The 19256-nt window shown below is 74.1% G+C and carries 14 protein-coding genes; 9 read left to right on the top strand and 5 right to left on the bottom strand.

Annotation, left to right across the window (positions count from 1 at the left end; genetic code table 11):
• Window positions 1-105: 105 nt before the first annotated feature.
• The 3 genes from ACIP5M_RS19835 to ACIP5M_RS19825 all read right to left on the bottom strand — a co-directional run bounded on the left by ACIP5M_RS19835 (window position 106) and on the right by ACIP5M_RS19825 (window position 1450).
• A complete protein-coding gene (locus ACIP5M_RS19835; RefSeq protein WP_401198704.1) occupies window positions 106-333 on the bottom strand; it encodes a DUF3107 domain-containing protein in 228 nt (75 codons plus the stop codon).
• Between the two features lie 137 nt (window positions 334-470).
• Window positions 471-1109, bottom strand: coding sequence for a TetR/AcrR family transcriptional regulator (locus tag ACIP5M_RS19830; protein ID WP_382647025.1), 639 nt, complete (start codon window positions 1107-1109; stop codon window positions 471-473).
• Window positions 1110-1234: 125 nt separating this feature from the next.
• Window positions 1235-1450 carry a hypothetical protein gene (locus ACIP5M_RS19825; RefSeq protein WP_401198702.1) on the bottom strand — a complete coding sequence of 72 codons (216 nt, stop codon included), beginning with the start codon at window positions 1448-1450 and terminating at the stop codon, window positions 1235-1237.
• A gap of 132 nt (window positions 1451-1582) precedes the next feature.
• Between ACIP5M_RS19825 and ACIP5M_RS19820 the strand changes: the two genes are divergently transcribed.
• From ACIP5M_RS19820 to moeZ, 7 genes are all read left to right on the top strand, one after another.
• Window positions 1583-2551, top strand: a complete 969-nt coding sequence (locus ACIP5M_RS19820) for an alpha/beta fold hydrolase (protein WP_401198700.1) — start codon at window positions 1583-1585, stop codon at window positions 2549-2551.
• A gap of 5 nt (window positions 2552-2556) precedes the next feature.
• Window positions 2557-3978, top strand: a complete 1422-nt coding sequence (locus tag ACIP5M_RS19815) for a DUF3152 domain-containing protein (RefSeq protein ID WP_401198698.1) — start codon at window positions 2557-2559, stop codon at window positions 3976-3978.
• A gap of 226 nt (window positions 3979-4204) precedes the next feature.
• A complete protein-coding gene (locus tag ACIP5M_RS19810) occupies window positions 4205-5791 on the top strand; it encodes a DUF3492 domain-containing protein (RefSeq protein ID WP_401198696.1) in 1587 nt (528 codons plus the stop codon).
• A gap of 167 nt (window positions 5792-5958) precedes the next feature.
• Window positions 5959-7014 (top strand): hypothetical protein, encoded by a 1056-nt coding sequence (locus tag ACIP5M_RS19805; protein ID WP_401198695.1) that lies wholly within the window; start codon window positions 5959-5961, stop codon window positions 7012-7014.
• Complete coding sequence (locus tag ACIP5M_RS19800; RefSeq protein WP_401198693.1) at window positions 7011-8024, top strand: NAD-dependent epimerase/dehydratase; 1014 nt, start codon at window positions 7011-7013, stop codon at window positions 8022-8024. Before ACIP5M_RS19805 ends, ACIP5M_RS19800 begins: the two co-directional genes overlap by 4 nt.
• Window positions 8012-8776, top strand: a complete 765-nt coding sequence (locus ACIP5M_RS19795; RefSeq protein ID WP_401198691.1) for a spherulation-specific family 4 protein — start codon at window positions 8012-8014, stop codon at window positions 8774-8776. Before ACIP5M_RS19800 ends, ACIP5M_RS19795 begins: the two co-directional genes overlap by 13 nt.
• Before the next feature lie 76 nt (window positions 8777-8852).
• Window positions 8853-10031: an adenylyltransferase/sulfurtransferase MoeZ gene (gene moeZ, locus ACIP5M_RS19790; RefSeq protein ID WP_401198689.1), complete on the top strand. Its 1179-nt coding sequence runs from the start codon at window positions 8853-8855 to the stop codon at window positions 10029-10031.
• A 91-nt stretch (window positions 10032-10122) separates the two neighbouring features.
• Here moeZ and ACIP5M_RS19785 read toward each other — a convergent pair whose 3' ends face one another.
• Entirely contained in the window at window positions 10123-11730 is a 1608-nt protein-coding gene (locus ACIP5M_RS19785; RefSeq protein WP_401198688.1) for an alpha/beta hydrolase, read from the bottom strand.
• A gap of 379 nt (window positions 11731-12109) precedes the next feature.
• Window positions 12110-14902: a lysylphosphatidylglycerol synthase domain-containing protein gene (locus ACIP5M_RS19780; RefSeq protein WP_401198687.1), complete on the bottom strand. Its 2793-nt coding sequence runs from the start codon at window positions 14900-14902 to the stop codon at window positions 12110-12112.
• 140 nt (window positions 14903-15042) lie between these two features.
• Here ACIP5M_RS19780 and ACIP5M_RS19775 point away from each other — a divergent pair, with 140 nt between their 5' ends.
• Window positions 15043-15411: an MGMT family protein gene (locus ACIP5M_RS19775; RefSeq protein ID WP_401198685.1), complete on the top strand. Its 369-nt coding sequence runs from the start codon at window positions 15043-15045 to the stop codon at window positions 15409-15411.
• A 198-nt stretch (window positions 15412-15609) separates the two neighbouring features.
• Window positions 15610-19227: an ATP-dependent helicase gene (locus ACIP5M_RS19770; protein ID WP_401198684.1), complete on the top strand. Its 3618-nt coding sequence runs from the start codon at window positions 15610-15612 to the stop codon at window positions 19225-19227.
• The last annotated feature ends 29 nt before the right edge of the window (window positions 19228-19256 follow it).

The raw sequence follows: 19256 nt of genomic DNA, 5'->3' as shown, positions 1-19256 counted from the left end.
AAGCGGGTCACTGCCGTCCTACCCGAAGCGGAAGACAGAGAAACGGCCTGGTGGATTCAACCACCAGGCCGTTCCGCACAGTTCTCGGCACTCGGTGCCGCCGCGTCAGAGCGCGCCGAAGCCGACCTTGCGCACGCTCGGCTCGCCGAGGTCCACGTAGGACAGGCGGTCGGACGGCACCAGGACCTTGCGGCCCTTGTTGTCGGTGAGGCTCAGCAGCGGCGTGTTACCGGACAGAGCGGCGGCGACGATGCTCTCCAGCTCCTCCGCGCTCAGGTCGCTCTCCAGCACGATCTCCCGGGGTGCGTGCTGCACGCCGATCTTGACCTCCACGGCTTTGTCCCTCCGACGATCCGGTTCGCGCGATCAGCCGCGCCGTACGCGGTCCACATTAGCCCGGAGAGGGGACGGGAACCGCGTGGAGCGGACACGCTGGCAGCGAACACCGGCCGCAGCGCGCCGCCGGACGGTCAGCCCTCGCTGCCGTGCAGCGGGAAGCCCGCGATACCGCGCCAGGCGAGCGAGGTCAGCAGGCCGACCGCCGTGTCCCGGGCCACCGGGCTCTCGCTGGACAGCCAGTAGCGCGCCACGACCTGCGAGACACCGCCCAGGCCCACGGCCAGGAGCATCGACTCGTCCTTGGACAGGCCGGTGTCCTCGGCGATGACGTCGGAAATGGCCTCGGCGCACTGGAGCGAAACCCGGTCGACGCGCTCGCGCACGGCCGGCTCGTTCGTCAGGTCCGACTCGAAGACCAGCCGGAAGGCGCCGCCCTCGTCCTCGACGTACGCGAAGTAGGCGTCCATCGTCGCGGCCACGCGCAGCTTGTTGTCCGTCGTCGACGCGAGCGCGGTGCGCACGGCCAGCAGCAGCGATTCGCAGTGCTGGTCCAGCAGCGCCAGGTAGAGGTCGAGCTTGCCCGGGAAGTGCTGGTACAGCACCGGCTTGCTCACTCCGGCACGCTCGGCGATGTCGTCCATCGCCGCCGCGTGGTAACCCTGCGCGACGAAAACCTCCTGAGCCGCGCCCAGCAGCTGGTTGCGCCGGGCTCGGCGCGGCAGTCGCGTGCCCCGCGGACGCGCTGCCTCGGTCTGCTCGATGGCTGTCACGCCGCCTCCCACTTTCTCTAAGAACACAGTGCGCTCTGCGCCGCGCCGCCATCGTACTTTTCGGTAACCGAATGTGGAGGGTTCAAGCCCAGTTTTCTCGCGGTACGGACCGCCGGAGGCGCTGGTCAGCGGTAGTCGTCCTCGTCCAACGGCACCACCCGGGCCTGCTCGGCCGCGTCACCGTCGGCAGCCTCCTCCCGTGGGCGACCGGTGGCCGGGTCATCCTCGTCCGGCCGCAGTTCGGCCAGCTGCTCCGCCACATCCGCCTCGGGCGCTTCCGCGTCCACGGCTTCGGGAAACCGCTCCCGGAAGGTGTCCGGCTCCGCAGGGTCGACAGTCATTCCGCTCCCCTCGCTTCCGTTGTGCTCACTATGAGCCTAGGAGGATCGCGGATACCCCGCTATACGGATCCGTAAGCATCTGTGACCGCGAACACAACAGGACCGGCGTGATCCTCTCGTAACATTGCCCGCATGTCTTCGACCGAGCTGCCGGGCGTACGGTCCACCGCAGAGCTGTCCTCCCAGGTGGAGGGCGTCCGAGTGGCCGACGGGGAGCAGCTGCGCACCGTCGCGCTGCCGGGGCTGGAACTCGCCGTGCGGGTACGCCCGCCCGTCCGTACCGGCCTGCCGCCCGCGCTGTTCGTCCACGGACTCGGCGGTTCCTCGCAGAACTGGTCCGACCTCATGGCGCAGCTCGCGGACACCGTCGACGGCGAGGCCCTCGACCTGCCCGGCTTCGGCTGGTCCCCGCCGGCCGCCGACCGGGACTACTCGGTCACCGCCTTCGCCCGCGCCGTCATCCGGTACCTCGACGCCGCCGGGCGCGGCCCGGTCCACCTCTTCGGGAACTCCCTCGGCGGCGCGGTCTCCACCCGCGTCGCCGCCGTCCGCCCCGACCTCGTGCGCACCCTGACGCTGGTTTCGCCCGCGCTGCCCGAACTGCGCGTGCAGAGGTCGGCCGTGCCGACCGCGCTGCTCGCCCTGCCCGGCGTGGCGGCCCTCTTCGGCCGGCTGGCGCAGGGTCTGACCGCCGAACAGCGCACCAGGGGGGTGACGGACCTCTGTTACGGAGACCCCGCCCGGGTGACACCGGAGGGCTTCCGTCACGCCGTGGAGGAGATGGAACGGCGGATGGCCCTGCCGTACTTCTGGGACGTGATGACCCGTTCCTCGCGCGGCATCGTGGACGCCTACACCCTGGGCGGTCAGCACGGACTGTGGCGCCAGGCGCAGCGCGTGCTCGCGCCGACCCTGCTCGTCTACGGCGGCAAGGACCTGCTCGTCTCGTACCGTATGGCGCGCAAGGCCGCCGCGGCCTTCCGGGACTCGCGGCTGCTGACCCTGCCCGAGGCGGGGCACGTGGCGATGATGGAGTACCCCGAGGTGGTGGCCGCCGCCTTCCGGGAGCTGCTCAGGGACACCGAAGACGGCAGAGGCTGAGGACCGTGGGACGACATAGTCGCAAGGCCCCCGCTCCTGCCCCGGCGCCGGCGCCCGCGGAGCCCGACCCCCTCCCGTACGACGCGTTCGAGGTCTACGACACCTACGGGAGTCACGACACCCACGGGAGCCACGAGACCTACGAGGCCTTCGACGCGTTCGGGACCCACGGGGAACCCCGCGTTCGGGCGTGGCCGGAACCCACCGTCACCCACCAGGGGTACGTGCACCAGGAGCCGCCCGTCCCCGGCGGCCATCCCGAGCCGTACGAGCCCGGCGGCGCCCGAGGGACCCGCGCCGGCGCCAACGCCGGCGCCGTGTACGGGGACTGGCGCGGGGTGCCGCGCACCCGCGGCGCGCACCCGGCCGCCGCCGTCCTGGACACCGACACCCCCGCCTTCGGCACCCCCGCGGTGGGCTTCCCGCAGATCACCCTGGAGCCGACGCCCGCGCCGCCGCCCTCCCGGGTTGCCGGGCCCGCGCCCGACGCCGTCACCTCCACCGGCTCCCACCGCCGGGTACCGGGACCGCGCAAACCGGCCGACGCCGCCGTGCCCGTGGCGGCGGCGGAGCGGCCCGGGCCGGGGCGCGGCCGGAAGGTCCGGACCTACACCGGCATGGCCGCCGCGGCCGTCACCACCGTCCTCGCCGTCGCCGTCGCCGTCCAGGTGGTCTCCGACGGGGACGGCGCCCCGCACGCTCCGCTCGCCGCCAAGGACGACGGCCGGGCCGACGCCGCCGCCCACCGGCCCGACGGCGCAGCGGCGGCGCCGGGAGCGGCCGCCCCGGCGCCGTCGGCTTCCGCGTCCGCTCCCGCGCAGGAGCTCACGTACGAGCAGAAGATGGCCCAGCAGCTGCCGATCGACGAGAAGCTCACCGGGCCCGGGACCTTCGACACCGTGCCCGGCTTGGCCAAGGCCCCCGGCAAGGGCAAGGTCGTGCGCTACCGGGTCGACGTCGAGCAGGGCCTCGGCCTGGATCCGCAGCTCTTCGCCGAGGCCGTCCACCGCACCCTCAACGACGACCGCAGCTGGGGGCACGGCGGGACGAAGACCTTTGAGCGGGTGCCGGGCGGCGAGGCCGACTTCGTGATCACCCTGGCCAGCCCGGGGACCACCGGGGCCTGGTGCGCCAAGTCCGGGCTCGACACCACCATCGACAACGTCTCCTGCGACTCGGCGTCCACCGACCGCGTGATGATCAACGCGTTCCGCTGGGCCCAGGGCTCGGCGACGTACGGCCCGGACCAGATGTTCGCCTACCGCCAGATGCTCATCAACCACGAGGTCGGCCACCGCCTCGGACACGGCCACGTCAATTGCCGCACCCCGGGCGCGCTCGCGCCCATCATGCAGCAGCAGACCAAGTCCCTCGACATCGACGGCGTCCAGTGCAAGCCCAACCCGTGGGTGTACCCGGGGAATTGACGGGGCAGGAGGTGTGCACGTGACACCACCCTCCAACCACCGGCCCGCCACGCTTTCTTAGCGTGCTCGAACGCGAACCGTGCGGGAAAGTTACGACTCTTCACCCCTTCCGGTGGCGCGACGGACAACCGTCCGCCGCGCCTTCGGCATATCCGCTTGAGTTCTCCCGCGGCGGGTCACCGGACCGACGGCGACCGCCCTGAACGGGAGATCGGGGGTGCCACTCGTGCGGATCGGACTACTCACGGAGGGTGGTTATCCGTTTGCCACGGGAGAGGCGAGGCTGTGGTGCGACCGGCTCGTGCGCGGGCTCCCGCAGCACGAGTTCGAGCTCTACGCACTGAGCCGCAGCGCCGAGCAGGAACGCGCACGGGTCCCGCTGCCGGAGCACGTCACCGCAGTCCGGACCGCCCCCCTGTGGGCCCCGGCCGACGACGGGCGGACGTACTCCCGGCGCGAGCGCCGGCGGTTCGCCGACTGCTTCGGGGAGCTGGTCCGCGGGATCTGCGCCGGCGAGGCCGGGGCCTTCGCCACCGGGCTCTACGGGCTCGCCGAACTCGCCCGCGAACAGGGCGGGCTGTACGCGGCCCTGCGCTCCGAGTCCGCGGTGCGGCTGCTGGAGTCCGCGTGCCGGGCCCCCGGCGCGGGCCGGGCCGTACAGGCGGCGCAGGTGCCGGACCTGCTGGAGTCCGTGGACGAACTGGAGCGCATGCTGAGGCCGCTGTCCCTCGACTGGTACGAGGAGCCCGGGCCCGGCGGTCTCGGCGCGGTCGACGTCTGCCACGCGGCCGCGGGCGGCGTCGCGGCGCTCCCCGGACTGCTGGCCAAACGCTTCTTCGGAGTCCCGCTGCTGGTCACCGAGTACGGGGTGCAGCTGCGGGCGCACTACCTGGACCACCGGCCCGGTGCGCGGCCGGCCGTACGGGCCCTGCTCGCGGCCTTCCACATCCGGCTCGCCGGCGAGATCTACGACCGGGCCGACCTGCTGACCCCGGGCAACGCGCACGCGCGGCGCTGGCAGGAGCGGTGCGGGGCCACCCGGGACCGGGTGCGGACCGTCTACCCGGGGATGGAGGCGGACCGATTCGCCACCGTCGGGGAGGCCGTGGACGGAGGAGACCCCGACACCCTCGTGTGGGTCGGCCGGATAGAGCCCGCCAAGGACCTCATCGCCCTGCTGCACGCCTTCGCCGAGATCCGCAGGGCCGCACCGCAGACGCGGCTGCGGATCTTCGCCACCGCCGCGGCCCCCGGCTACCTCGCCGACTGCAGGGCCCTGGCGGCGCAGCTGTTCCCGGACGAGGCCGCCGACGCCCTCACGGTGGGGGAGAGCCCCGTCACCTTCGAGGAGATCGGCGGTCCCGACGTGCCGTCCCCGGCGGAGGCGTACGGGGCGGGGCGGGTCGTCCTGCTGTCCTCCGTGATCGAGGGCTTCCCGATCACCCTGGTCGAGGCGATGTTCTGCGGGCGGGCCACCGTGTCCACGGACGTGGGTGCCGTGTGCGAGGTCATCGGGGGCACCGGGCTGGTGGTCCCGCCGCGCAACCCGCGGGCCCTCGCCGAGGCCTGCCTCTCGCTGCTGGGCGACCCCGATCGCGCCCGGCGACTGGGGGCCGCCGCCCGGGCGCGGGCCCTGGAGCTGTTCACCGTTGAACAGAACGTGGCCGCCTTCCGGGAGATCTACCTGCGGCTGCTGGCACGCGGCTCCGCCCGCCCGGACGGGGACGTTCCCTTTGCCCAGCCCCCGGAGGCCCGTGTGCCGGGGCACTGGACCACGCCCACGTGGGCCCCCGTCCCGGAGGCGACCGCATGACCACCTCTTTTCCAGCCTCGCCGGCGTTTGAGGCGCGGGGTCCGGGGCGGGGCCCCGGCGGCGGCGCCGCACCTGCGATGCCGTCCTCCGGTGGTGGGTTCGGCGCGGCGCCGTTGCCGGGGGCGCTGCCCCCGGACCCCCGCGCCTCAAACGCCGGCGAGGCTGAAATGGCCCCCGCCGAGGCTCGAGTCGCTCCCGGCGAGGCGGGAGGCGCCCCCGGGGAGGGGGAAAGGGCCCTCGGCGGGTCCGGGTGGGCCGCCCCCCGCTCCGAGGGGGCGCGGCAGGACACCCCCGTAGCGACGCCGCAGGCGGCCCGGCGGCGGGCCAAGGGCGACCCCGTCAAGGCGCTGCTGCACCGGCACCGGGAGTTGTGCGAGCGCGCCGTCGACCCGCTGGAGATCGCCGCCGGGCTGGAGGCCCACGGGGTCACCGACCGCACCGCCGCGCGCTTCCGGCACCGGGACGTCTTCTCGCTCGCCGAGGAGATGTACGCCCGTACCCCGAGAGGGGAGGCCCCCGCCGCCGCCCAGCCGCCGGCCCGGGCCTCCGCCTTCCGGGGGTTCGGGTACGCCCTCCTGCCCGGCGCCCTCGCCGGAGCGGCGGCCGCCGCCGGGCTGCCGTGGGCCGGGTCCGCCGCCGTGGCCGTGACCGTCGCCGCCCTCGTATGGCCCGGCCGGGCCGCCGCCGGCCGGTTCCCCTACGCCGCGCACCTGCTCGCCGCGGCCGCCACCGGCTGGGCCGCGTACCGCCACGGCACCGCGCTCGCCGTCGGCCTCGCCCTGGCCGTCGCCCCCGGCCACCTGCTCGCCGCCGCCTTCGCCGCCCGCGCGACGGCCCGGCTCGCCGGGAGCCGCGCCCTGGAGGACTTCGCCGACCGGGCCCGGCCCCTCCTCCTCGCGGCCGTCGCCGCGTTCACCGCGGCCGCCGCGGGGGCGGCCGCGCTCGCCGGAGCACCGCTCACCGCGGCCGTACCGCTCGCCCTGGTGCTGTTCCTGACCCGGCTCCTGCTGCGCCACGGAGCCCACCGCGGGCCCGTCGCCGCCGCTCTGGCACTCGCCCTCGTCCCGGCTCCCGCGGCGGTGTCCGCCGCCGCGGCGGGACTCCTCGTACACGCCGTCCTCGCGCTGTCCCGCGCATCCGCCCATGCGCGGCCCCATCCACCCACTCGCAAGGAGAAACAGAAGATGACCGGCCAGCCAACCGACCAAGGGGCCACGCGATGAGGGTGCTGCTGATCGGAGCCAACGGATACCTCGGCCGCTACGTCGCCGACCGACTCCTCGCCGACCCGGCCGTGCAGCTCACCGCGCTCGGCCGCGGGGACGACGCCGACGTGCGCTTCGACCTCGCCACCGGCAGCCCCGGCGCGCTCACCCGGTTCCTCGACGCCGTCCACCCGGGCGTCGTCATCAACTGCGCCGGCGCCACCCGCGGCGGGGCCCGGGAGCTGACCCGGCACAACACGGTCGCCGTCGCGACCATCTGCGAATCGCTGCGCCGCAGCGGCTGCGGGGCCCGCCTGGTCCAGCTCGGCTGCGCCGCCGAGTACGGACCCAGCCAGCCCGGGTCCTCGACGGCGGAGGACGCCGTCCCGAGACCCGGCGGGCCGTACGGGGTCAGCAAGCTGGCCGCCACCGAGCTGGTGCTCGGCTCCGGACTGGACGCCGTCGTCCTGCGGATCTTCTCGCCCGTCGGCCCCGGCACCCCCGCCGGATCCCCCCTCGGCCGGCTCGCCGAGGCCATGCGCCGCGCCATGCAGTCCGGCGATGGGGAGCTCAAGCTCAGCGGCCTCGGCGTGCAGCGCGATTTCGTGGACGTACGGGACGTGGCGCGGGCCGTGCACGCCGCCTCCCTCTCGGCCGCCCAGGGCGTCGTCAACATCGGCACCGGCCGCGCGGTCCGGCTGCGCGACGCGGCCGCCGTCCTGGCCCGGGTCGCCGGATACGGGGGCGCCCTGCACGAGCTGGACGTGCCGCACGGCGGACCGCAGCAGCACGCGCACCCCCACCCCGGCCGCCCGGCGGGGCTCGCCGCCATCGGGTCCCCCCGTTCCGAGGTGACGGCCGAGCAGCTGGCCGCCGCGGCCCCGCCCCCGTACCCCTACCCCGACGGCTGCGGGGCCTGGCAGCAGGCCGACGTCCGCACCGCCCGCGACCGCCTCGGCTGGCGGCCCCGGATCAACCTGGAGGAGTCCCTCGCGGACATCTGGATGGAGGCGGCGTGCCGCATCTGACCACCCCGCCGGGGGCCGCGACCGCCGCCGCGACCGAGGCCGGCCGCCTCGGTCTCGGCGTCCCCGGCTACGCGCACCCGCTGCTCGCCCCCGTCGAGTGGGCCGAGCTGACCCGCCCTGGCACCCCGCTGCACTGGGCCGTGCTCAACGTCACGGACGGTCCGGGCGGCCGGCCCGACCCGCACTGCACGGAGGCGGCGGCGAAGCTCCGCGGCGCCGACGGCGCGGGTCCCCGGCTCCTCGGTCATCTCGCGATGAGGGACGGCGAACGGACCTTCGGGGAGCTGGTCTCCGACGCCCACCGCTTCCGCGACTGGTACGGGGTGGGCGGCTTCTACCTCGCCGACGCCCCGGCCGGGCAGGCGGAACTGGCCTCGGTGCGCCGCGTCGCCGACACCCTGCGCGGCCTCGGCGAGGACATCCGGATCGTGCTCGGGCACGGTACGCATCCGTACGAGGGCTACGTGGAGGCCGCCGACCAGCTGGTCACCTTCTCCGGGGCCTGGGCCGACTACCGCTGGTCACAGGTGGCGGAGTGGACCGCCGACCATCCGGCGGAGCGGTTCTGCCACCTCGTCCACGGGGTGCCCCGGACCCACCTGGAGGAGGCCATGCGGATCGCCCGCTGGCAGGGCGCGGGCACCATCTGGTTCACCGACCGGCGCGGGGCGGCGGACCGGGATCCGTGGGCCTCAATGCCCGCGTACTGGGACGAAATCGTCTCACGTATCGGGACAGGTGTCTTGGAATGAAGACGGGCGTGGCAGTGTTACGGGATAGAACAACCTACAAATTCCCCGCGTCCGCGGGGATGACCCTGGAGTCCCCGTGTCGCTGCCACCCCTGGTTGAGCCAGCTGCTGAGCTCACCGTTGACGAGGTCCGCCGGTACTCGCGTCACCTGATCATCCCCGATGTCGGGATGGACGGCCAGAAGCGCCTGAAGAACGCCAAGGTGCTGGCCGTGGGCGCCGGCGGCCTCGGCTCGCCCGCCCTCATGTACCTCGCCGCGGCCGGTGTCGGCACGCTGGGCATCGTCGAGTTCGACGAGGTCGACGAGTCGAACCTCCAGCGCCAGATCATCCACAGCCAGGCGGACATCGGCCGCTCCAAGGCCGAGTCGGCCCGCGACAGCGTCCTGGGCATCAACCCGTACGTGAACGTGGTCCTTCACGAAGAGCGGCTCGAAGCCGAGAACGTGATGGAGATCTTCAGCCAGTACGACCTCATCGTCGACGGCACGGACAACTTCGCCACGCGCTACCTGGTCAACGACGCCTGCGTCCTGCTGAACAAGCCGTACGTATGGGGTTCGATCTACCGCTTCGACGGCCAGGCCTCGGTCTTCTGGTCCGAGCACGGCCCGTGCTACCGCTGCCTCTACCCGGAGCCCCCGCCGCCGGGCATGGTCCCGAGCTGCGCCGAGGGCGGCGTGCTGGGCGTGCTCTGCGCGTCCATCGGGTCCATCCAGGTCACCGAGGCCATCAAGGTCCTCACGGGCGTCGGCGAGCCGCTGGTCGGCCGTCTGATGATCTACGACGCCCTGGAGATGCAGTACCGCCAGGTCAAGGTCCGCAAGGACCCCGACTGCGCGGTCTGCGGTCCGAACGCGACCGTCACCGAGCTCATCGACTACGAGGCCTTCTGCGGCGTCGTGTCGGAGGAGGCCCAGGAGGCGGCCGCCGGTTCGACGATCACTCCCAAGCAGCTCAAGGAGTGGATCGACGACGGCGAGAACATCGAGATCATCGACGTCCGCGAGGTCAACGAGTACGAGATCGTCTCGATCCCCGGCGCGCGGCTGATCCCCAAGGGCGAGTTCCTGATGGGCACCGCCCTCCAGGACCTGCCGCAGGACAAGCGGATCGTCTTGCACTGCAAGACGGGTGTCCGCAGTGCGGAAGTCCTCGCGGTCCTGAAGTCCGCGGGCTTCGCGGACGCGGTCCACGTCGGCGGCGGCGTCATCGGCTGGGTCCACCAGATCGAGCCCGAGAAGCCGGTCTACTAGTCACACGAGGAAGGGGCCGTACCGCACAGGCGGGACGGCCCCTTCCTCGTGTCTGCGTGGCTGCGTGTCTGCGTGTCTGCGTGCCCGGGCTTCAGGCGCCGAGCGGCTGCGGCGGCGCCACGGGGGATTCCGATTCCGCCGGGCTCTGCCCCGGAGCGGGAGCGCAGACGGTGTTGGCGCCCGGCATCTTCCCGTCCAGCAGGTAGGAGTTCACCGCCTGCTGCACGCAGGAGTCGCCGCTGTTGTAGGCGCCGTGGCCCTCGCCCTTGTACGTGAGCTCCACGCCGACGCCGGGGCCGAGCCGCTCGACCATCTTGCGGGCGCCCTCGTACGGCGTGGCCGGGTCCCCGGTGTTGCCGATCACCAGGATCGGGGCGGATCCGGGGGCGGACACGTCCGGGGTCTCCCAGGCGCCCGCGACCGGCCAGCCGGTGCAGCTCATCATCGCCCAGCCGAGGAAGTCCCCGAAGACGGGCGAGGCCGAACGGAACGCCGGCAGCTTGGACTTGGTCTGCTCCAGCGTGTAGCGGTCCTTGGAGTCCGCGCAGTTGATCGCGGTGTTCGCGGCGCCGATGTTGCTGTAGCGGCCGTGCTCGTCCCGGCCGTTGAGCGCGTCGGACAACGCGAGCAGCAGCTGCCCCTGGCCGCCTTCGGCCTCGTCCAGCCCCTGCTCCAGCAGCGGCCACAACTCCTTGGAGTACAGCGCCTGGGCGATGCCGTTGGTCGCGGCGGTCTCGGTCAGCTTCCGGTCGCCCGCGCCCGGGATGGGCTTCGCGGCCAGCTCCTTCTGGAGCTTGATGACGTTCGCCTCGATCTCCTTGGCCGTGCTGCCCTGGAGCCGGCACTCGTCACCGCGGTCCACGCAGTCCTGGGCGAAGTTGCCGAGGGCCAGCTGGAAGCCGTTCGCCTGGCCCAGCGCCCCCTCCTCGGAGGTCTTCGTCGGGTCGACGACGGCGTCGAAGACGGCCCGGCCCACGTTCTTGGGGAAGAGGTGGGCGTAGACCCCGCCGAGCTCGGTGCCGTAGGAGATCCCGAAGTAGTACAGCTTCTCGTCGCCGAGGGCCTGGCGGATGCGGTCCAGGTCGCGGGCGGCGTTCGAGGTCCCGACGTGGGGGAGGAGGTCGGCGGAGTTCTTCTCGCAGGCCTTCTGATAGGTGCGGATGTTGTCGACGAAGTCCTTCTCCTGCGCCGGGGTCGCGGGCGTGGAGTCCTGGGCGTAGTACGCGTCCAGCTGCCTGTCGTCCTCGCAGCGGACGGGGGCGCTGCGGCCCACCCCGCGGGGGTCGAAGCTGACCAGGTCGTACCGGGCGCGCAGGGCCTCGTACTCCTTGGCGGCGCCGGGGAGGGTGCTGATGCCGGAGCCGCCGGGCCCGCCGAAGTTGAAGACCAGCGATCCGATCCGGTTCTCCTTGTCGCGGGCCCGGGCGCGGATCAGCGCGATCGGGATCGTCTCGCCCTCGGGCTTCGCGTAGTCGAGCGGGACGTCGAGGGTGGCGCACTGCCAGTCCTTGGGCGGGGCCTGGCCGCCGCCCTCCAGGGCGGTGGGGGCCTCACAGGCACCCCACTTGAGGGGCCGGACCTCCTTGGTGCCGTCGGCCTTCGTCTTCTTCCCGTCGCCGTCGTCGGAGCACGCCCCGGTGGTGAGCAGCGCGGCCGCGACGGCGGCGGTGACGGTGACCCGCAGGACTTTTCTCGGCATGCCCCCATCCTCTGCGCCCTTCCCCCGGCCCGCCCCCGCGCTGACCCATCCGGGGGGTCCGGTCCAGGTTCCGGTGGGGACGGGTGTGTGCCGGGGCGCCCCCGCAGGGCGCCGAACACTGTCCCGCAGAACTGCCCACCCCCTGGCCACGTTCGGCGCCCGAGGAGGTGCCCCGGCGCGCACCCGCCCCCACCGGAACCGCCCCCGCGGCGGGAGCCCAGAGGGCAGGTCGGCGGAGGATTACGCGGCGCGGCGCACCCGGCCAGGGCAGTTCAGCCTCGCAGGCGTTTGAGGCGCGGGTTCGGGCGGAGCCCGGGAGCCCCGCAGGGCACCCCCGGCCGTCGGGCCCGGAGCCCCGACCCGCGTACCGAGCCGGAGGCTAGATCGCTTCCTTGCGGGTCAGGAAGTTGAACGACACCCACCCCGGCAGGACCGGCAGCCAGAACACCATCAGGCGGAACAGCAGCACCGCCGAGATGGCCACCTCCTTCTCCAGGCCCGCCGCGATCAGACCCAGCGTCAGGGTGGTTTCCACCGCGCCGATGCCGCCGGGCGTGGGCGCCGCCGAGCCCAGGGCGTTGCCCGCCAGGAAGACCACCGCGATGCTCGCGAGGCTGATGTCGGTGCCGCCGCCGAAGGCCCGGATCGACGCGTCCAGGCACAGCACGTTGCACACGGTCAGCAGCAGCATCCCGCCGATGCCCGTTACCAGCTTCTTCGGCCGCTGCAGTACGTCCAGCATGCGCGGCACCACACCCGCGAACAGCGCCCGCACCCGCGTGACCACGAACTTGCGCAGGAAGGGCACCGCCGTCACCACCAGCACCAGCACCGCCACCGTCAGCAGGCCGGCGATGACGGTTCTGGACGGGGTCATCTCCGGGGTCTTCTCGGTGCCCGTGAGGTAGCCGAAGGCCAGCAGCAGCAGGATGTGGCTCGCCAGTCCGAACAGCTGCGAGGCGCCGACGCTCGCCACCGCGAGACCCGGCCGGATCCCCGCCCGCTGCAGGAAGCGCGTGTTCAGGGCGACACCGCCGACCGCCGCCGGCGCGACCAGCTTCACGAAGGACCCGGCCACCTGCGCGACGACGGTCCGCACGAACGGCACGCGTTCGGGTACGAAGCCCAGCAGGCTCATCGCCGCCGCGACGTAGGTGAGCGCCGAGAACGCCAGCGCCGCCCCCACCCAGCCCCACTCCGCCTCGCCGACGATCGTCCCGAAGTCCACGTGGGCGAGCTGCGTGAGCAGGAAGTACGCGCCGAACGCGCCCGCGATGAACGACACCAGCGTCCGCGGCCGGATCCGCTCCAGCCGGGCCGGCTCCACCGGCGCCTGCGGCCGGATCAGCAGCACCTGGCCGCGGATCTGGCTCAGCAGGTCCTCCTCGCGGGCGTCCTCGAGCGCGTCGTCCAGCGCCTTCTTCTCGGCCTTCCGGTCGGCGGCCGACGAGGCCGGCGTGGCGGCGCCCGCCTCGCGCGCCGCCTTCGCCGCCCGCGAGGACTCCAGTACGGCCTCCCGCTGCCGCTCGGCCCGCTCCCGGGCCAGTTTGCGCAGCGTCGCCCGCGTGGAGCGGCTCAACGCGATCGGCTGGAGCAGCGGCAGGCAGTCCGCCACCGCGTCCGGGCCGAGCACCGACACCGCCGAGGCCACCGCCCGCTCCGCGCCGACGCGCAGGCCGAGGGTGGTCAGCAGCTGCGCGATGTCCATCCGGAGCACCAGATCGCCGGCCGCGATCTCGCCGCCCCGCAGGTCGGTGAGGATGACCGTGCCGGAACGATCCACCACCAGCGCGTCCCCCGTGAGCCGCCGGTGCGCGATCCGCCGCGACTGCAGCGCCCGTACCTGCTCCCACGCGTTGCGCGTCAGGTCGTCGGTGATCTCCTCGTCGGCCAGGGCGTCCAGGGTCCGGCCGCCCAGGTGCTCGTACACGAGCATCACGGCGTCCGGGCCGAGCTCGGAGGTGGCGATCAGTTTCGGCGCGTTCGCCCCGGCCGCGATGGCGGCGTACGCGAGCAGTGCCTCCTGCTCCAGTGCCTGGCGCAGCGACTGCAGGCTGCGCCGGGTGGTGATGCCGCGCAGGGTGAGCCGGCGCCAGACCCGGTAGAAGAAGCCCTGCGCCTGCTGCTCGCGGTCCACGACCGTGACGTCGAGCGGGGGGCCGTCCTCCAGGGTGACGTGGTAGCGCCGGCCCCGGTCGCCGGTCTCGGAGGCCTCCGGGCCGTCGTTTGTCTCGGCGCGCATCGCGCTGACCGGCTGGAAGCCGACGCGGCGCAGTCCCGCGAGGAGGTTCTGCCCGGTGGGGCGCACGTTGGGGGAGCCGACGGCGTACAGCGTCCCGTAGGCGACGCTCCAGCCGATCAGCACGGTCAGGATGATCGAGAAGGGCGTGGTGTAGCCGCTGACCAGCATGGTGAACGCGTCGAGCAGCAGGACCACCCACAGGGCGACGCGCCAGTGCGGTCTGCGGGTCATCCCGACGGCGCACATGTACGCGATCACGGGCGCGAGGTAGCCGTGCACCGGGTCGGTCAGGGCCCCGCCGGCTCCCGCGGAGCGGGTGAGGGCGTCCTGGATGGTCTCGGGGGCGGCCTGCGAGACCCACAGGTCGGTGGCGAGGGTGACCCCGTGCGCGAGGACGGCGGCGAGCACGCCGTCGGCGATGCGCAGTCCGTCGCGCTTGATCAGCCGCTCGATGGCGAAGGCGACGGGGAGCAGCAGCACCGCGATGCTCGACACCAGCGCGGCGACCTTGATCAGCAGATCGGGGGCCTGGCCGGTGCCCTTGTTGATGTCCTCTTCCAGGCCGACGGTGGTGCCGTGGGCGAAGGCGGCGATGCCGAGCACGACGGCGATGCCGAGGATGCCGACGAGGAGGCGTACGAGGTCGGACGGCCGGTGGACGCGGGCGGCGAGCAGCGGTTCGTCCACCTCGAGCCGGTCGGCGGCCGTGGGGGCGTGGCCGTGCGGACCGGCCTCGGGCGCGCCGGCCTCGGGACCGGCCGCCGGACCGGCCTGCGGGGCGCGCCGCGGACCGTGCTCCGGATCGCGCCGCCCCTCGTGTTCCGGACCGCCCCGGGGACTGTGCTCCGGACCGTCGTCGGGGCGCGCGTCGTCGTCCGCCGTCGCGCCGTCCGGAGGGCTCACACCCTGCTCCTTCGTCGTCACATCCATCTCTTCTTGATCACGTATCACCAGTCACCGCCCGGAAGATGGTGGCACGGACCGACCGGCGAGCGGGGCATCAGGGTGCGAGCCGGTGCGGAACCGTGCCCTCCGTCGGCGGGCCGCCGACGTGCTGCACCATGGGCCGGATGAGCGAGGAGCTGCCCGCGTACGCGGAGCGAGTGCTGGACGCGGCCGAGCGGATTCCGCCCGGCCGGGTGATGACGTACGGGGACGTGGCCGAATGGCTCGGCGAGGGAGGACCGCGCCAAGTCGGCCGCGTCATGGCCCTGTACGGGGGAGCCGTGCCCTGGTGGCGCGTGGTGCGGGCGGACGGCGTACCCCTGCCCGGCAGCGAGCGGCGCGCCCTCGAGCACTACCGCGCCGAGTCCACCCCGCTGCGCACGACGGCGGCCGGCGAACCCCGGCTGGACATGCGCCGGGCCCGCTGGGACGGGAACGGCGGCGACGGTGGCGGCGGGGGCCGCGACGGGGAACGCGACGAGGTTCACACCTGACAGCTTCCGCCATGCGAGGCCCGCACGGGCGGTCGAGCGGACGTGCGAAGGACCGTACGGGGGACCCGGAGGGACTGCGCGGGGTCGTCCGCTTGCCGTAGCGTTGCCTCTTCGACTCCGGCCGGGGCTCCGCCCGCGGCCGTCGCGGCAGACCCCCTCGCAGCACAGACAGACCCACCAGGACCGGCACTTCACGTGATGACCTCTTCCTCCGACCGCACCGAGCGGCGGCGTACGCGGACCCTTGACGCGTACCGCCTCGTGCGCACCGGGCCGGGACGGGTGGATCCCCCTGTTCTGGACGCAGCCCAGCGGGCGGTGGTTGACCACACCGCCGGACCACTGCTGGTCCTGGCCGGACCGGGCACCGGGAAGACGACCACCCTCGTCGAGGCCGTCGCCGCCCGCGTCGAGGCGGGCACGGACCCCGCCCGCATCCTCATCCTCACCTTCAGCCGCAAGGCCGCCGTGGAACTGCGTGACCGGACCGCCCTGCGGCTCGGCGGCGCGCGGGCTCCGCAGGCCACCACCTTCCACTCCTTCTGCTACGGCCTGGTCCGCGCCCACCAGGACACCGACCTCTTCGCCGATCCGCTGCGGCTGCTGTCCGGCCCGGAGCAGGACGTGATGGTCCGCACCCTGCTGGAGGGTCAGCGCCGCCTCGGTTCCGCCCGCGCCATCCGCTGGCCGGACGACCTGCGCGCCGCGCTGACCACGCGCGGCTTCGCCGACGAGGTCCGGGCCGTGCTCGCCCGTGCCCGAGAGCTGGGCCTGGGCCCGGCCGCGCTCGACTCCTTCGCGACCCGGATCGGCCGCCCGGACTGGAAGGCGGCCGCGGCGTTCCTCTCCGAGTACCTGGACGTCCTGGACATGCAGGGCACGCTGGACTACGCGGAACTGGTCCACCGCGCGGTCCTCCTCTCGGAGCGCACCCCGTCCCTCGCCTCCTCCTACGACGCGATCTTCGTGGACGAGTACCAGGACACCGACGCCGCGCAGCTGCGGCTGCTGCGGGCCCTGACCGGCCCCGGCGGCACGCTGGTCGCCTTCGGCGACCCGGACCAGTCGATCTACGCCTTCCGCGGCGCCGACATCAACAACATCCTGGATTTCGAGTCCGCCTTCCCGGGCGCGGCCGTCCACGCGCTGACGGTGGGCCGCCGCTCGTCCTCGGCGCTGCTCGCCGCCACCCGCCTCCTGACGACCCGCATGCCGGTTCCCCGGCTGCCCTCCGCGGCGGTCCGCGCACACCGGAACCTCGCAGCGGTACGGGAGGGCGGCCGGGTCGAGGTCTTCACGTACCCGACGGCCGGCGCCGAGCTCGACAACATCGCCGACATCCTGCGCCGCGCCCACCTGGAGGACGGCGTCCCCTGGCAGGAGATGGCCGTCCTGGTCCGCTCCGGCGGCCGCACCCTCCCGGCGATGCGCCGCGCCCTGATCACGGCGGGCGTCCCGGCCGAAACCGACGGCTCGGACACCCCCCTGCGCCACGAACCCGCCGTGGCCCCCCTCCTGACGGCCCTGCGCATCACCGCGACAGCCGCCCTCCCCGCGCCCCCGCCGGCGCCCGCCGCGGTCGACCTGGCCGTGCCGGCCGCCGACCCGGCTGCACCGGAGCAGCCGGCCGAGTCCGTCCTGCCCGTTCGCGAGCCGGCCGCCACCGGCCTGCCCGGCACCCCGGGCGCCGAGCCTGACTCCTTCGCCCAGACACCGACGGCGGATCCCGCTTCGCCCACGTCCGATGCGCCCGCCGGGCCCGGCCCGGCCGCCGGTGGGCTGCCCGCCGCGGGCGGGGACCCGGCGGAGGCCGACGGCGCCGCAGGCGCGGACGTGGACGAGTTCGCCCACCTCGTTGGGGTGGATGGGCGGGGAACACCCCCCGGCCCCGGCCGGCAGGCCGACCCCGCCGACTCCTCCGGGGGTCCGGGGCCCGACCCCGAGAACCCCGACGACCCAGCCGGAGGCGTCACGGTCGAGGCCGCCCTCGAGCTGCTCGGCTCGCCCCTCGGCGGTATGGACGCCGCCGACCTGCGGCGGCTCGGCCGTGCCCTGCGCGACGAGGAGCGCGCCGCGGGCGTCAAGGTGCCCGCGCCCTCCGACGTCCTGCTCGCCCGCGCCCTCGCCGAGCCCGAGCGGCTCGTCGCCCACGACCCCGCCTACGCCCGCGGAGCGCAACGCCTCGGCCTGCTCCTGCGCAAGGCCCGCGAGCTGCTCCAGGGCGGCGGCACCGCCGAAGAGGCGCTGTGGATCCTCTGGGACGGCACCCCCTGGCCCGACCGGCTGGAGCGCAGGGCCCGCCGCGGCGGCGCGGCCGGCCGCAACGCCGACCGCGACCTCGACGCCGTCTGCGCCCTCTTCGACACCGCCGCCCGCGCCGAGGAACGCACCGGCGGCCGCGGCGCCCTCAACTTCCTCGAACAGCTCGAGGCCGAGGACATCGCCGCCGACACCCTCACCGCCCGCGCCACCCGCCGCGACGCGGTCCGGCTGATGACCGCCCACCGTTCGAAGGGCCTGGAGTGGTCCCTCGTCGTCGTCGCAGGCGTCCAGGAGGGCCTGTGGCCGGACCTCCGCCGCCGCGGTTCCCTCCTCGAAGCGGACCGCATCGGCCACGACGGCCTCGCCGAGCCGCTCACCCCCGGCGCCCTCCTCGCCGAGGAACGGCGCCTGTTCTACGTCGCCGCCACCCGCGCCCGCGACCGCCTCGTCGTCACCGCCGTCAAGGCCCCCGCCGAAGACGGCGACCAGCCTTCCCGTTTCCTCACCGAACTCGGCGTGCCCCCGCGCGACATCACCGGCCGCCCCCGCCGCCCCCTCGCGGTCCCCGCGCTCGTCGCCGAGCTGCGTGCCACCACCGTCGACCCGGACGCCTCGCCCGCCCTGCGCGAGGCGGCCGCCCGGCGCCTCGCCCGCCTCGCCGCGCTCACCGACGACGAGGACCGCCCCCTGGTGCCCGCCGCGCACCCGCAGCGCTGGTGGGGCCTGTACGAACCCACCCGCAGCAGCGTCCCGCTGCGCGACCGCGACCGCCCCGTCGCCCTGTCCGGCAGCGCCCTGGACCAGCTCGCCAACACCTGCTCCCTGCAGTGGTTCCTCGGCCGCGAGGTCAAGGCCGACACCCCCTCCACCGCCGCCCAGGGCTTCGGCAACGTGGTCCACGTCCTCGCCGACGAGGTCGCCTCCGGCCGGACCCCCGCCGACCTGGCCGTCCTCATGGAACGCCTCGACTCCGTCTGGGACGCCCTCGCCTTCGACGCCCCCTGGAAGTCCCACCAGGAGAAGGACAACGCCCGCGCCGCGCTCGAACGCTTCCTGCGCTGGCACACCACCGACCGCGGGGGCCGGGCCGCCGTCGCCACCGAGCACGAGTTCGACGTCACCCTCGAAGCGGGTGACCACACCGTCCGGATCCGGGGTTCCATGGACCGGGTCGAATCGGACCCGCAGGGGCGTGCGTACGTCGTCGACTTCAAGACCGGCAAGGCCGCGCCGACGAAGGCGGAGGTCGCGCGCCACCCCCAGCTCGCCGTCTACCAGCTCGCGGTCCGTGAGGGCGCCGTCGACGAGGTCTTCGACGGAGTGCGCCCCGCGCCCGGCGGCGCCGAGCTCGTCCAGCTCCGCCAGGGCGCCGCCGACCCCAAGATCCAGGCGCAGGAGCCGCTCGACGGGCAATGGGTCGGCGATCTGCTCGCCACCGCCGCCGGGCGGGTCCTCGACGAGCGCTTCGCGCCCGTCACGGGCCGACAGTGCGACCACTGCTCCTTCCGCAGCGCGTGCAGCGCCCGCCCCGAAGGCCGCCAGACGGTCGAGTGAGCGGGGATGTCGGTCCGGGCGGCTAGCCT

Source organism: Streptomyces sp. NPDC088762, assembly GCF_044750905.1.
Taxonomy (GTDB): Bacteria; Actinomycetota; Actinomycetes; order Streptomycetales; family Streptomycetaceae; genus Streptomyces.
The sequence above is the reverse complement of the archived record's forward strand: the minus strand, read 5'-3'. Positions and strand labels throughout refer to the sequence as shown.

Excerpts from the sequence above, each read along its gene's own strand:
- ACIP5M_RS19825 (WP_401198702.1), bottom strand. The coding sequence starts at position 1,450 with ATGACTGTCGACCCTGCGGAGCCGGACACCTTCCGGGAGCGGTTTCCC.
- ACIP5M_RS19775 (WP_401198685.1), top strand. The coding sequence starts at position 15,043 with ATGAGCGAGGAGCTGCCCGCGTACGCGGAGCGAGTGCTGGACGCGGCC.
- ACIP5M_RS19800 (WP_401198693.1), top strand. The coding sequence starts at position 7,011 with ATGAGGGTGCTGCTGATCGGAGCCAACGGATACCTCGGCCGCTACGTC.
- ACIP5M_RS19805 (WP_401198695.1), top strand. The coding sequence starts at position 5,959 with ATGGCCCCCGCCGAGGCTCGAGTCGCTCCCGGCGAGGCGGGAGGCGCC.
- ACIP5M_RS19785 (WP_401198688.1), bottom strand. The coding sequence starts at position 11,730 with ATGCCGAGAAAAGTCCTGCGGGTCACCGTCACCGCCGCCGTCGCGGCC.
- ACIP5M_RS19820 (WP_401198700.1), top strand. The coding sequence starts at position 1,583 with ATGTCTTCGACCGAGCTGCCGGGCGTACGGTCCACCGCAGAGCTGTCC.
- ACIP5M_RS19780 (WP_401198687.1), bottom strand. The coding sequence starts at position 14,902 with ATGGATGTGACGACGAAGGAGCAGGGTGTGAGCCCTCCGGACGGCGCG.
- ACIP5M_RS19770 (WP_401198684.1), top strand. The coding sequence starts at position 15,610 with ATGACCTCTTCCTCCGACCGCACCGAGCGGCGGCGTACGCGGACCCTT.